The organism is Neptuniibacter sp. UBA6509 (genome assembly GCA_002435145.1).
Lineage (GTDB): Bacteria > Pseudomonadota > Gammaproteobacteria > Pseudomonadales > Balneatricaceae > Neptuniibacter.
Window position 1 is genome coordinate 1 of record DJLT01000088.1, and the last position, 14,248, is coordinate 14,248.

The 14,248-nt window shown below is 42.0% G+C and carries 14 protein-coding genes; 4 read left to right on the plus strand and 10 right to left on the minus strand.

The features are described from left to right. Window positions 1–194: 194 nt before the first annotated feature. From B4K11_RS10805 to B4K11_RS10820, 4 genes are all read right to left on the minus strand, one after another. Window positions 195–452: a hypothetical protein gene (locus B4K11_RS10805; RefSeq protein WP_292951854.1), complete on the minus strand. Its 258-nt coding sequence runs from the start codon at window positions 450–452 to the stop codon at window positions 195–197. 91 nt (window positions 453–543) lie between these two features. After that, window positions 544–1,485 (minus strand): hypothetical protein, encoded by a 942-nt coding sequence (locus tag B4K11_RS10810; RefSeq protein WP_292951851.1) that lies wholly within the window; start codon window positions 1,483–1,485, stop codon window positions 544–546. A gap of 20 nt (window positions 1,486–1,505) precedes the next feature. After that, complete coding sequence (locus B4K11_RS10815) at window positions 1,506–2,213, minus strand: hypothetical protein (RefSeq protein ID WP_292951848.1); 708 nt, start codon at window positions 2,211–2,213, stop codon at window positions 1,506–1,508. Window positions 2,214–2,236: 23 nt separating this feature from the next. Next, the gene (locus B4K11_RS10820; protein WP_292951845.1) at window positions 2,237–3,484 is read right to left on the minus strand and encodes an RHS repeat domain-containing protein; all 1,248 of its coding nucleotides are present in this window, start codon (window positions 3,482–3,484) and stop codon (window positions 2,237–2,239) included. Between the two features lie 275 nt (window positions 3,485–3,759). On the opposite strand from B4K11_RS10820, the gene B4K11_RS10825 reads away from it, so the two are divergent. From B4K11_RS10825 to B4K11_RS10840, 4 genes are read left to right on the plus strand one after another with little or no spacing between them, the layout of a single operon-like run. Beyond that, a complete protein-coding gene (locus B4K11_RS10825) occupies window positions 3,760–4,794 on the plus strand; it encodes a CBASS cGAMP-activated phospholipase (protein ID WP_292951842.1) in 1,035 nt (344 codons plus the stop codon). A 3-nt stretch (window positions 4,795–4,797) separates the two neighbouring features. Next, entirely contained in the window at window positions 4,798–5,988 is a 1,191-nt protein-coding gene (locus B4K11_RS10830) for a CBASS cGAMP synthase (RefSeq protein ID WP_292951839.1), read from the plus strand. Next, the gene (locus tag B4K11_RS10835) at window positions 5,985–7,757 is read left to right on the plus strand and encodes a ThiF family adenylyltransferase (protein ID WP_292951836.1); all 1,773 of its coding nucleotides are present in this window, start codon (window positions 5,985–5,987) and stop codon (window positions 7,755–7,757) included. The genes B4K11_RS10830 and B4K11_RS10835 overlap by 4 nt, the downstream gene beginning before the upstream one ends. Next, complete coding sequence (locus tag B4K11_RS10840; protein WP_292951833.1) at window positions 7,727–8,239, plus strand: Mov34/MPN/PAD-1 family protein; 513 nt, start codon at window positions 7,727–7,729, stop codon at window positions 8,237–8,239. The genes B4K11_RS10835 and B4K11_RS10840 overlap by 31 nt, the downstream gene beginning before the upstream one ends. 77 nt (window positions 8,240–8,316) lie before the next feature. Here B4K11_RS10840 and B4K11_RS10845 read toward each other — a convergent pair whose 3' ends face one another. The 6 genes from B4K11_RS10845 to istA all read right to left on the minus strand — a co-directional run bounded on the left by B4K11_RS10845 (window position 8,317) and on the right by istA (window position 14,126). Continuing rightward, the gene (locus tag B4K11_RS10845; RefSeq protein WP_292951830.1) at window positions 8,317–9,003 is read right to left on the minus strand and encodes a nucleotidyl transferase AbiEii/AbiGii toxin family protein; all 687 of its coding nucleotides are present in this window, start codon (window positions 9,001–9,003) and stop codon (window positions 8,317–8,319) included. Continuing rightward, the gene (locus B4K11_RS10850) at window positions 8,984–9,781 is read right to left on the minus strand and encodes a MarR family winged helix-turn-helix transcriptional regulator (RefSeq protein WP_292951827.1); all 798 of its coding nucleotides are present in this window, start codon (window positions 9,779–9,781) and stop codon (window positions 8,984–8,986) included. The genes B4K11_RS10845 and B4K11_RS10850 overlap by 20 nt, the downstream gene beginning before the upstream one ends. Window positions 9,782–9,991: 210 nt before the next feature. Beyond that, window positions 9,992–10,957 carry a tyrosine-type recombinase/integrase gene (locus tag B4K11_RS10855; protein WP_292951824.1) on the minus strand — a complete coding sequence of 322 codons (966 nt, stop codon included), beginning with the start codon at window positions 10,955–10,957 and terminating at the stop codon, window positions 9,992–9,994. Continuing rightward, entirely contained in the window at window positions 10,947–11,825 is an 879-nt protein-coding gene (locus B4K11_RS10860) for a hypothetical protein (protein WP_292951821.1), read from the minus strand. Before B4K11_RS10860 ends, B4K11_RS10855 begins: the two co-directional genes overlap by 11 nt. After that, window positions 11,822–12,574, minus strand: a complete 753-nt coding sequence (istB, locus tag B4K11_RS10865; RefSeq protein WP_292951818.1) for an IS21-like element helper ATPase IstB — start codon at window positions 12,572–12,574, stop codon at window positions 11,822–11,824. The genes B4K11_RS10860 and istB overlap by 4 nt, the downstream gene beginning before the upstream one ends. Further along, window positions 12,564–14,126 carry an IS21 family transposase gene (gene istA / locus B4K11_RS10870; RefSeq protein WP_292951816.1) on the minus strand — a complete coding sequence of 521 codons (1,563 nt, stop codon included), beginning with the start codon at window positions 14,124–14,126 and terminating at the stop codon, window positions 12,564–12,566. Before istA ends, istB begins: the two co-directional genes overlap by 11 nt. Window positions 14,127–14,248 lie beyond the last annotated feature (122 nt).

The window sequence follows — 14,248 nt, forward strand, 5'->3', positions numbered from 1 at the left end:
GGGTACGTCCCCATTATTTTCACTCGTCCCCATTATTTTCACGTCCCCATTATTTTCATGACCGCTCCTCGACAGGTTATGAGAGAGGTTCCTCATCGGAGTAAATACAGTGCAGCACCGGCTTAATTTAGTGCCATTCGGGTACGTCCCCATTATTTACCAATTATTTCCACTTTTTTCTTTATTCCCCGCTTTTATCCACCTGAAATATTTTTATTAATTACGGGAATAGATATGAGCAACAAACTAAAAACCCATTGCAAGAAGAAAATTTTCTTTGTCACTGCTAATAAGTCGATTAATTCATTGGATAATCCATTACTTTTATATCTACCCAATATTGCTAAAGTAACCAAGTGAATGTCTGTAATCCCCCCATCATAAGAGCGATATGGAATTATCATACATTTTTTTAGCAGTTCGACCTGATCACTTTTGCGGGCTAAATTCATACATTGATCTACCTTTCGATAATAAAGAATCAAAATATAAACCGTTGAAGTTAGCACCGAAATAAATACTACAAAAAACAAAGATCACCTCTTACATCTTATACCCTGACTTAAGTGAGAATCCTCCAGCTCCGGGGTGTAGCCCTGAACTTAATGAGAAGTCCTCATAATTCGTTTCTAGCTTAAAACATGCGATACCAGCACAGCCTTCGAAAGATTGAAAGAAGCCTTCAATTTTTCCGGTCGAATAAAATTCACCACTTACACTAGGCGCAGTAGATTTGAACATTAGCCCTTTAGAATCAGATAGCTCAATTTCAAGGTCGCCATTTAAGTTTGTCTCCGCTTGAGCAGATATACCTATTCCATACGAAGCCTCACCACCTGCGGAAATTTTAACATTTTCCATGGCGCTCTTTCCGACTTCTACTGCTAGTGCTCCCATATAACTACGTGTATTTGGGCCTTCCTGTTCGAAAAACTGACCTACCATCCGAGTAAAGTCTTTAGCTACTCGTGCTAAAACCTCTTGTGTTTCATTAAACAAATACTGTATAGCCGCAGTCCTCGCACCATTCGAAAACTTTCCTCCCCCAAGAGCAGAAGCAGTACCTCCAATCATAGCCATTGTAACGCCACCTAGAACAGCATTTTTATCTACCAGTTTATGAACTTTTCCTGAGACCATTTTTGAGAAAGCTGAACTCATGAAACCATGAGAAAACTTACCACCTTGCAGTTTACTAGTAGTCCCACCTACGACACCATGAGCGAACGCTTTCGTAGGTCTTTGCCAACCACTGGTTCCAATATACCCTGCTGCCCCTCCAGTAATACTACCAATAAGAGCCGCGCTAAAGTCCCCACCACTGGCAATTAAACCTCCAGCGAATCCACCAACTGCTCCTCCGATGACGGCAGCTTTTGTAAACATGGCCGCCGCCGCCGATGCAGATACAGAACCAGCTCCCGCCGCCGCAACAAACATACTGTTATACAGTGTATTAGTACTTTTAATGGGGTACGTCCCCATTACGCATTTCTTTTACGCCATTATGGGGTACGTCTCCCATGGGGTACGTCCCCATTATTTTTTCTTTTTAAAAAATCTATTCTTTTTTCTAATTTGCAATTTTCAACTACTTTTTCTTCTTCTATAACTGAAGGATAATCTATAAAGTTTTTACTTAACTTCTCCTTCTCAACTTCGGAGTACTCCTTAAACTTTAAGATTGCCACATCCATTTTACCAGTTAAATAATATAAATAACCTTCAAATAACTGCCTATCCTCCCACTCTAATTTAGAGTCATTACTCTCCATTTCCGATAGTAATCTATGACAAAAACCATCCTCATCTTCAAAAAAACTCATAATTAATTGAAACAAACCTAATATTTCAAAATCATAATCATCAGTTTCAATAATTGGCTTTCTTATGGCCCCTACCCACTTACCTACATCTAAATTAATCAACGACAAATCACTACTCTCTCCAGAACAACCATTAATACAATAAAAAGTTCCTGAAGAATCTTCAAAGTCATTCACTATATTTATTTTCAGAATAACTTTCATTTGGTAAGAACAACCATTACTACCAGAGAGAGGTAGTAATAAAACCTTTAAACTAGCGTTTTTTTTAAAAAAAGCATTAATCTCATAAAAGCCATCATCAACAAGATACTTGTCTGTATATTTAATCTCTTTCGTTTCATAAAGATTACAAATTTTCTTTAAAATACTAGGTCTATTGTTCATATTTTAGTTATAACCTTACATTGCTAATACGGTGTTAAACAGCCAGGACAATCGCTATTCGAACTTACTGTATTTGGTGTAAACATGGACTCCGCAGCTAATAACGCTGGAGAACCCAAGACTGTTATTAAGCCCGCTGCCGCCCTGAATCCATATCGCTGCCCCCACATTCTTGCTGCCTGACCTGCACCACGGCTACCGGCCAATGCATGGACACTAAGTGTAACTAAATACCTTTTGCCCGGTTGAACCTTTAAAAAGTCTCGAACAGCTGCGCTTACAATTCTCACTCGTCCAGAAGAAACTAATCCATCATAAACAACTTTCTGTCCCGAAGAAAACCTTGAGCCAAAGCCCTCCTTAACCTCTCCAATTATCACCTTGCCCAGATCTACATTTACAGCGACATAATCGGCAATTGCTGCTATAGAGCCTCCCCCTTTTGCAACAAGCTCGATTTTAACTCCAGACTTAATAGTCCATCCCTCACCAAGTTCTTCCGTTATTTCCTTAAGGACCCTTATCTCTTTATTTTTTCCTGCTATTCTATTTTCCTCCGTAAGGGAGTTAACCACATAAGCCAAAGCAGCCTGAGCAGCCCCATTAGAAAATTTCCCACCACCAATTAACGACGCCGTACCACCCGCAATAGCAGTAACTAATCCTTTACCTACTTTATTAAGGCTATCCATACCGCTAATTTTACCTGATGTAAACTTAGCAAATGCACTACTCACAAACCCTACACCAAACTTCCCGCCTTGAATTTTACTTGAGATACCACCAACGGCGCCATGTGCTGCAATTTTTGTTGGATCACTTAACTTACTTGCCCCAACGGCACCAAACGCAGCACCAGACACCCCACCATATAAAGCGGCTTTTAGATCACCTCCTGTGGCAATAAATCCAGAAGAAAAGCCAGCAACTGCTCCCGCTACCATCCCTTGAGCAATTTCAGCACCAGCGAATTCATACCAGCCTGCCTTAAGGGCTTCAGGTCCTAGATACCAAGCAGCAACTGCTGCCGCAATCATCCTAAAGGCCTGACTTTTTAATGCGTTTTCAAATATATTACCAATGCTCTTTAAAAAGCCCCCAATCGCATCAAACAATCCCCCCAAAAAATACCCACTAGGATCGGTATACTTCAGCGGATTATTACTCACATAACTATATCTATTATAACTCTGCGTACTATACGGTGACTGGATATGCGGATCGGCACTCAGGAACCTACCCAACGTCGGATCATAAACCCGCCCGTTCATATGGATGCGTTGGATTTATGATGCTGTAGGCTTATAAGTATTGGTACTTCACCTACTTAGATAGCTTGATAATCAAACTAAACGAAAGCCTTGTATTAAAACTAATGCCTGTTCACTCTGAATTAAAAAATCCAATTATAGATAAGGCCAATCTACCTCCGACTTTTGATTATTAATCGAAGGACTACAACTTATATTAGACAACCCTTTAAAAACTTAATTTAGCCCTCATTGCTATTCCTATAACTTCTGTAAAGTTTATAGGAAACGTGTATATGGAAGAAAAAAGTGACTTTCAGATTCTCTCTCTAAGCGGCGGAGGCATGCGTGGGCTTTACACTGCCTCAGTGCTAGCAGATCTTGAACAATCTTTAGCGGATGAACACGATCAACCCGATTATTGGATTGGTCAGCACTTCGACCTAATCTGTGGGACATCTATTGGGGGAATATTAGCCCTTGGCCTTGCTGCTGGAATAAATGCGCGTTCTCTTAGAGATACTTTGGATAAAAATCGTTTAAAGATTTTCCCCTTAACCAAGAAAGGTATGTTTTCTCGTATCGGTAAAACATGCCGTCAAGCAACATCGGGGCTTTATTCTGCTGCACCGCTTAAAACTGTTATAGAAGGTGTTCTCGGTGACGCCATAATAGGTGACATGAAAACACGCATCCTGATTCCTGCTGTGAATTATACAACAGGTGCAGTCCAGGTATTTAAAACCCCGCATCACGTTACGTTTAAACGAGACTGGAAGTTGAAAGCGGTAGATGTAGCACTAGCTACCAGCGCTGCACCTACATATTTCCCGATCCATCAAATTAATGATTGCTGGTATGTAGACGGAGGCCTCGCGGCAAACTCTCCCGCTCTAATGGCGATTCATGAAGCTCAGTATTTCCTTGGAAAGAAATCAGATCAGGTTCGTTTGATGTTGGTGGGTACGATGGGCTTGCAGAAAACTGCAGATCAAAGTTCCAATCGACAAAAAGGGTATCTTGGCTGGGGAGCGGGGAAAGATCTGATTGATTTAACCCTTTCAGCTAATGAGGGCCTGCACAATCAAATCAGCAGTCATTTGCTGCCAGAGGATCGTTTGTTAGTCATAGATGATTCTCAGACGGCTGATCAATCGAAAAACCTAGCTCTAGATAATGCTTCAGATGAAGCCGCAAGCACTCTAAAAGGAAGGGGCAGTCATCGAGCTCAAAACACTATAAATAACAATGTGTTTCTCGACATCACCAGCAACATCGCAGAACCCCCGACTTTTTACTACGGCCCCAATCAGAATTCACAACAGGATTAAACAATGCCACAGCGACATAACGTTTCAAAGCTGCTACACACAGCAACCTCTACCGATCCATTCTTAAAACAGCTCAATATTACAGAGCGGCAAGAAACCCAGTTATTGAGTGTTAGAAAAAAAGTTCGCTCAGCTCTTAAGCAAGGTTTTAAAGAATTACGTGACCGCGCAAATGAGTTTTATGATTCCGACCAGCTATATTTATCACGCTTGGCACCGAAATTCTGGACTCAAGGCAGTTACGTTTACCGCACTTTAAATCGCCCTGAGCATTTACCTCCCCAACAGATCGATATTGATGATGGCGTATACTTTCCAATGGAGCTGGTAGAAGGTAACCCTAAGGCTGCAAATCGACTCCTCTTCAACTCAGTAGAAAATATTCTTAAAAAACTGGCTGATTCAAACAATTGGGCTGTTGATACAAACAAAAGTACATGTGTACGCATCATTGTTGATGCAGAAATGCATGTAGACATCCCTATCTACGCAATCCCAGAAGAACGTTATGCGGTACTAAAAGCCACTGTTGAAAGCAGACAGTTTGATGGTCTTTTATCAGCTGAAGCGACGGATGATAACGATATTTGGCTAGATCCATCCCAGGTTTACCTTGCCGTTCGAGATAAAGACAAGTGGAAACCCTCAGACCCTATGGTCCTACAACGTTGGTTTGAGGGCCGATGTAAAGTGCACTCAAATAGACTACGAAGGATTTGCCGGTACTTAAAGGGTTGGCGTGATCTCACATGGATTAAAGGAGGTCCATCTTCAATTACGTTAATGGTCGCAGCGGCTGAAACTTTTGATAACCACCTCAATACCCAGAGAACTCCGTTCCAGTCAGATTGTGAAGCGCTGCTTGCCGTTGCCAGAGAGCTACCTGATCAATTTGCTAAGAATATTTGCAACCCTGAAGAACCAGAAGAGGTTATGTTTCCTCGAAATCTCAAAGATGAAGAAATCGTAGAAATCCGTGACAAGGTACGTTTATTCAAAGGCAACGTTGAGATCAGCTTGTGCCATTCGCAAACAAGCCATGAAGTTGTGGCGCAGTTACAGGCAATATTTGGTCAGCGTATCCCTTCCAGGCCCGATTTGGTTGAACTCATGCCTGTTGCTGCAGCTGTGAGAAAAATTCCTGCACAAAAACAGGACAAGCCAAAACCTTCTAAAACAAACAGGTCTGCATGAACAACGCTTCGTCCATTGAAGATAACTTCCCGTTGATCGCTCAAACCCTCGCACAAGAGGGTTTCAAAATAGTTTCAGGTATTCAACCTGCTTTTGAAGGGATGATACGGGAAGGAGGGTATGATTTTGAGATTATTATTCGAGACATTAATCCTAGTTTTGAGTCACTACCGAATGTATATCTGAAAGAAATACCGGATAAACTGACAGGCCTTCTGCCTCATGTCGAGCGTAACCACAAACTATGCTATTTAGACACCCTTGGTGTGTTCCTGGATCCGTTTTACCCACAAAGAACAACCTATGTCATTTTAGATGCCATAAGGAACACTCTAAAAAAGGTTTCAGATCCAGAACAAAACCAAACCGATTTTGCAGGTGAATTTCACTCGTACTGGCATGCTGATACAAAGTGTTTTCTGACAACAAATGAGCCTAAAGCTGAAAGCTGCATTTATGAGCATAAAGGACTCAACGGTAAGCCTACAAAAGAAATAGTGTTCACCTCTGGGGGCGAGCAAAGAGATCACTGGTGTGAACTTCGCAATGCCCAATATGATGGATTTGCCTTCAACGACACCGCCATTATTGAAATGGACGATAACCCTTTCATTGAAGTAGAAAAATTGTGGCCTCCCCAAAACATAAGTGACCTTCTTAACTGGTTGAAGAGGGTTCACCCAAGAGTCGAGAGAAAGGCATTACTTGCATTACTGGGGATAGCTAAAGAATATTCGGCCCCAAAGCTTATTTTTCAAACTCAATTTGGTGGCCCTTTCGGAGTATCCGTAAAATTCTCTCCTTCTATCAAAACCATGCTTGGCCGCTACAGAGTCAATAAGCGCAAGGGCAAGAAATCATTGTCACCGAAGCAAATGTCCACGATTCGTAAAATCCTGTGCGCCCCTACAAGTTCTCAGAGTTTTTTTCGACTTGAAATAAATGATGTTTCAGAAAGGTTCGTGTATGAACGTAATCTAAAGACTCCCTCCTTGAAGAATCGCCACATTGCTATAATTGGATGCGGTACTGTAGGTGGTTTCGCTGCATCCCTTCTGCAAAAAGCTGGTGCAGGCACTGGTAATAAAGGCCAATTGGACCTTTATGATGATGACATACTAAAACCAGGTAATTTGGGTAGGCACTTGTTAGGTGCAAATTATCTATACGAGTCTAAAAGTGATGCGACTAGAGATCTGATACTTCAAAACACCTCTACACCAGTAAATATCCAGAGCTATTCCAAACTCTCATCGGCTCAATTGAATATCATCAAGGAATACGATCTTGTTATCGATCTAACAGGCAATGAATGCTTTTCTAACCTACTTGCAAACAAGCTTGTAGAACTCCGGTTAGGTAGAAAAACAGCACCAAAATTGCTTTATGCGTGGATAGATGCCAACGGTTATGCAAGCAGAGCTCTGCTAGATGACGGTTCAGGCGCTTGTTACAGGTGCCTCAAAATACCTGATGAAAGTAGAGAGTCTGGAGCACTTAAGGAACGGTATCCATTATTCAGTTCACATAAAGTTGAAGAAGAGCTATCTGTAATCGCTCATAGGTGTGGAGAAAGCTACATTCCATTTTCTGCTGGTATTTCCAATGCAGCCGCTGGTATGGTTCAACAGATGGCATTGGAGAGTTTCTCTGACAATCCTGGATTTAGATTTAGGCATGAAAGCCACTCCAAGAAGATCAATAAAACCCAAGATAGTAACCCTACAAGGATAAAATCATGTCCATGCTGCAGCCGCCTACAGACCTGATATCTGTGCTGCCGAATAATGGATATCTGATTATTCCGGAACAGCTTTTAGATAAATTACACCAATTTAAACAAAGTGAGAGCCACCACAAAGAGGCTGGAGGTCTGTTGATTGGCTGTAAAAGAATAAATGGGGCTAAGGATGAAGTTACTCACTTTGAGTTAACTGATTGCTCCACTCCCCACTTTGTTGATAAACGATCTCGGTATGGTTTCTTACGCCGAAGCGGATCTCACATCAAGAAAGTACTAACGGCTTGGACTAATTCCAATCAGCTTCAAACATATCTAGGGGAGTGGCATACACACCCTGAACCCCACCCAACTCCTTCTGCTTCCGACATAAATGAATGGAAGAAAAACCTAAAAGGTCAAAAGGCTATTTTAATAATTATTGGTCAGAAGTCAGATTGGTTTGCATACTGGAATGGCAGCCAGGCTATCGTGATTCAACAACCTGTTAAGGAGATAAACAGTCCGTAAGCATTTCACCATTGGCCCCACCCACAAGCTACCAATAATGCTCCTAGGGCCAAGAAAAATTAAGCACTGTATTAAGATCAACTAGTTGTAGTTAAGCCATTCAATTCCTCTGCACTCTGACCAAGTTCAAGCACCAAGTCTTCCAGATCTATATCTTTGAGAATTGAGTCTTCAATGTGGTCGGCTACATACCTAGACTGCAAACTATCAAGATCACTTACCATAGTATTCAACGTGCTAACTTGATCTGGTGTAAATAGATCAGCGAACTCACGTGCTAAATACCCAAGATCAAATAAATCCCTTATCTTTGATCTATTTTCTGCAGCATTCAGTTTCTGAGAGATGAGCTCTTGAGCGTGATAAACCTTAATATCATTGATAGTCGTATAAGCTTGTTCATCTATCTGTGATGCTCGATATGATACTTCAAACTTAAGCCGCCCCTTACCTTCCGGCCCAGAATACTCAAGCATCCACCGTTTTGTAGTCTGAGTGTCTTTCGTTTTTTTGATAGATTCCAGATTAATAGAGATACCATGAAAGGCATCCTTCATACGGCTTTCTGGATTAATTGGTACAGTTGAATCGAAATCTAGATCCTCACTATATCGATCTAATCCATGACACAACATCAGGGCAGTTCCCCCTTTCAAAATCATAGGAGAATCAGAAAATTTCTGTGCTATTCGAGCCATGACTTCCACATGCTGCTTTTGCAGAGGTGAAAATTCCTTGATTACATCAAGCAGCGGCAAGGTCATTTTTGCTTCTCCAAACTCTTAGATCCTTCATTTGCTCTTTTCTCAAAACTGGTTCAAGTTTATCTAACATTACAGCCAGCTTTCTCTTGCTTTCCCCCTCAGGAAACCAGTCATCGGCAACGTATGAATCAATCCCATTACCATCATAAAGACGCTGAAAAATCATGTCCGCCATCGCTCTATAATGGTTGGCTGCAAAGATTTTTTTGTGAGAAATAACGCCAGCTTCTTCGAGGTTCTTAGTTTGATCTTCAATTCCTTCAGATCCAAAAACTGAGTATGTATCTACATAGTTATCACCAGCCACAAAAAACGGGCCAGGGCTTCTTCCATGCGAACCCTTAAACGTTTCTATAAAATGCCAATCACCAGTTCCTTCGTCCGACGGTAAGTTTAATGCAGCTAGCCCCGTGAGATAGCGACGTTTTGTTGTATACGGTATTTCAGAAATTGGATGATTCTCGTGATACTCAATTAACTCAGGCTTCAGCTGTTTCTTCAGCTTATTTCTGCCTTTCACTGTCAACCTGACCAGTTTGCTCCTACTATCATGGGGGTCTTTGCACGTTGATATCCAGTTGTTAGATACAAGCTTCGTTACAGATCTACTAAAGCTACTGGTCTTACCTGTATCACCGCGCAATTCATTCAAAGGAGCCCACTTCCCAGGCTTTAACATAGAAAGAACAAGCAAGGCTCTAAGCTCTGATACTTTTAACTCATCAAGATCATTAGCTGCAATAATGTTGTCTATATTAATCGTCTGTGTATTACTCATGGCTATAAAATCCATACAAAACTTAGTTCCGATATCGGAATTATATCACTAAAATTTGTTTTATGGTTCAACTTCCAACCCTGAAACGTCATTCGATCTATTTCCGTCGGTTCTGGAAAATAGATTAAATAGGAAGATAAAAATAAAAGCGTACTAACCCACTGCTATATAAGACAGCAGTGGATCAGTTTTACGGTTAACTTCCAAGATCTATTCAAGCCCCCCTTTATCCCGCAGTGCTGCAGGATGGGTTTCAGCATAAACCTCCCGTAGTTTATTGATCGCGACATGGGTATAGATCTGTGTAGTAGATATGTCTGCATGCCCAAGCATATCTTGAACATAGCGAATATCAGCGCCATTTTGATGCATCAATGTTGCAGTCGAATGCCGAAATAAGTTGCAAGCACCAGACTTACGTACACCGGAACGTTTGACGTACTTAGAGGTCACTCTTGTTAACTGATGCTCCCTGTACCTCAGCCCTCTGTTATCGATAAACAAAGCTTGTCCAGATTGAAGGCTCTGCAAACGTGGCCTGATATGCTTAAGATAGATATCAACCCACGTACATGAACATTCTGCGATAGGTGTTCTTCGATCTCGACCTCCTTTGCCTTTCCTTACGGTGATAATGTAATGTTTGAGATCAACATCATCTATGTCAAGATTCGCCAGCTCCATTCGCCGGATGCCCGTAGCGTAGTAAACCTCTAAGATCGCACGATCCCGAATTCCTTTGTAATCCTGAATAAGAGATTGCCGAAGAACCAAATTAATTTCTTCAACGTCCAGATAACCCTTGGGTAGCTGCCGGGGTACCTTGGGCAATTCCATCAAAGCTACAGGATTATTCTTAATGATCCCTCTCAGATGAAGCCTCCGAAATAACATCTTAATCGCCGTCAGGTGATTTCGTATCGTAGCCTTTTCAAGCGGTGCCTTATCTTTAGGTTTTCGATACAAAAAGAGGTCTGACTGATAAGCCTCTATGACATCCATCGAGACCTCCTTAGAACGGATGATTCCCTCCTTCGAACACCAAATCATGAATCGTTGCAGATGGCTGCGCTTTCCCTCTATCGTTCTGTGAGACTGGCCTTTAATAGCGCAGTCATCAAGATAATAGGCAATCCCATCAGCCAATCCTCGTAGCCTTTTAGGGTTAGTCATCATAGCTACTACTCCTTATGGCTTCATAACTTTGGCAGCATGGACGTGCGCCTTGTATAACAAATCGAAGCATATCCAAACCACGTGAGGGTACCAGATCTCTGGCCCCACACCCTGCAGGAAAAGCTACTTTCAGACATTCAATACCTGACTCATTTAGAGCCTGGCTAACGAGGTAAGAAGACTGATCAGCTTTTGGAGCAGATTCAAAAGCAATCAGAACACGGGCCACTCCGGCACAAACTAAATCATCTAGTTGCTCAACGGTGAAACCTCGGCTTCCCATAGTTGCCACTACATTGTGGAACCCAGCCCTTACAAACATCAGTGCTTCCAATGGGGTTGCGCATAAGATGATTTCCTTATAACTCAAAATAGCTTCCGAGTTGAAAAGGCCTCCATTTTCCAGAGACCAAATTACTTCGTTCGGGGTCCCAAACCTCAACCAGCGAGTAAAGCGTTCTCCATAGATTTCAACAATATCTCCCTTATTATCTTTGAAGGGAAAAGTTAGGCATCCACGTAGACTTTCACCGCCAAATGCGGTGAAGAAACCCATCCGCTGGAGTTTTCCTCGTAACAACTCTCCCTCGACTGTATCTGATGCAGGAAGCTGTTTTCCCAATGTTCTATCTGAGAACCCAACACTAAACTCTTGCAATAGATCTTGATCATCAATATGAAATCTCCCTAAAAAAGCCATAGCTTTTTCATGTCCCAATAATGTGTTTCCATAGTAAGCATTCAGTTGGTTTATTAACTCATACACCCCTGATCTGGACTCAAATGGAGTATAGAAATCCCTTTCATGAAGGCTCCCGAGGTTTTGATTGATAGCGCAGTGTGGCGGTACTAATTGTGGGAAACTCATGATAGTTCCTCCTTCATTTTAGAGAGGCGTTTACGCATCGACTCGCCTTTTAAAGGAACCTTGTAAGCATTATGAACAAGGCGATCCAGAATCGCATCAGCAATGGTCGGCTCACCAATAAAGCTATGCCATTTTTCGATAGGAAGCTGACTTGTAATCATGACAGAACCACTACCCGTGCGATCTTCAATAATCTCTAATAGGTCTTGCCGTCCTCTAGCAGTGAGTTTCGAAACACCCCAGTCATCGAGTACCAATACCAAAGCTTTTCCAATTTTTGTACGCAGCTTAGGCAAAGAACCATCACCACGGGCGACTTCCATCTCTTCTAACAAACGAGACAAGCGGTAATAGAGCACAGGAATTCCTTTACGGATGCACTGTATAGACCATGCACAAGCCAGCCAGGTTTTTCCTGTGCCTGTCTCACCTGTTAGAATGATATTGATGATATTGTCTACCCAACGAAGGGCGTTGATATCCATAATTTGAGTACGATTTAGTCCTCGTTTTGCGCGATAGTCAATATCTTCAATACAAGCGGAAGGCTGTTTTAATCGAGAAGATCTCAACAAACGCTTTAGTCTTCTACGTTCAACTTGATGCAACTCTGCTTCAAGTAACATCGTCACGACTTCAGCATGTGAAAGTGAATGGCTAGCAGGATCTTTTAGAAGTTCTTCATAGCGCTCCTGCATCCCTGTCAGCTTAAGACGCTGAAATAAAACCATAGTCGGCTCAGTTAACATCTTTCAATCCTCCCTGAGCGTAATAACTAGCTCCTCGAACATTCTCATGGAGTGGTAATTGGGCTTGACTGATAACATCCTCATGAACCAGCTTATATAGCCCAGTCCTGAGTATTGAACGAACACTTTTTACAGTAAGCGAGGCTATATCCACGGCCCTAGAACAAGCAGATTCAAACTCAGCGGGCTCATACAAATTAGCTAGTTTAAGTAACTGGTTGCATGCACTTCGGGCCACCATCGAGTGGCTATGGTGCTTATCGAACTGTGCCCGAATTACGGCCTCTGTTGCTGGACCATACTGCCGCGCCCACTCAACAAAGCTGGAAAGATCCTGCTCTGAATAACTTTGATGAGCAGGCGACATGTGAGCTTTATCTGTAGTAAAACCGCCTTCATCAGTCGAACGGCGGTGGAAAGCAATACGTTGGTTCTGATAATAAATTTCAACCATATTAAAAGAGATGCGTGCTTCAACCTTTTCTCCAATCAAATGAAAAGGTACTGAATACCAATGGCGCTGAACTTTAATATGGTAATCCTTACCCACGCTACATTCGGGCTCCCAGACAGCATACTCAAAGGGTTTCTCAGGAAGAGGCCTTAGAGCTAATTTATCACCTTCTTCAAATCGGCTTAGTCGAGTTCCAGGGTAGTTGCGTAAAGAACGATTATTTAGTTCAAGCAGAAGCTCTAAAATCGCCTGATTTATCTCTTCAATGCTGTAAAAAAGGCGCTCCTTTAAAAGAGCAATAATCCAACGAGTCACTAATAAAACACCGTGTTCAGCTTTTGCTTTATCTTGTGGCCTCCTAACTCGGCTTGGAAGAATTACAAACTCATAATGCTTCGACATCTCTTTATAAGTTCGATTAAGTACAAGTTCTGGCTTTGTTTTGATTACAGCCGATTTGAGATTGTCTGGAATAACCGCTTCTGGGACACCGCCAAAAAACGCTAGTGCCTGGTTATGTGCTTCAATCCAATCTTCACTGTTTTGTGAACGTGAAGCCCAGGCGAAGGTGAGATCACTATGCCCAAGGACAGCAACAAACACCTGAGCATATTCTTTTCTTTTTCCTTTTTTGAGATTCAACCAAGGTATTCGCGTCCCAGCATAATCGACAAACATCGCTTCGCCAGGATAATGGCGCTGACGCATCGTAATATCGATCTTTTTTACATATCGCCGGTAGTAATGCGTAAACTGAGCATAGCAATACGCCTCTTCTTTAAATGTCGCTCGGTATTCCTCCCATAACACCTGTAATGTCAGATACTTTTCTTTCCTTAAACGCTGATGAATTACCGCATAGTCAGGCATTTGTTTAGAAACTTCTCGCCCTTTAGCATTAATAAAAAACTCTAAGAGTTCCTGGTCTTTTAGCCCTTTTATCTCATCGAAAGATAATTGAATACCCTCCCACTGTTTACTGTAATGGCGAACCGTATTGGGAGCGATTTCTAAAACCTCAGCTATCTGCCGATTGGAATAGGTTGTTGTGCTCTTAAAACGGATAATCTCGCGCAGTATGGGTGTTTTAGTACGCATAAGAGGTTACCTCTGATATCCCGGGCAATAGCGACCTTCATCACCCAAGGCAATGGTAGAAAAGAGGCACAGCCGCGTACGAGCACCATCAAATAACATTAGGATGCTTGACAGAAACGGCA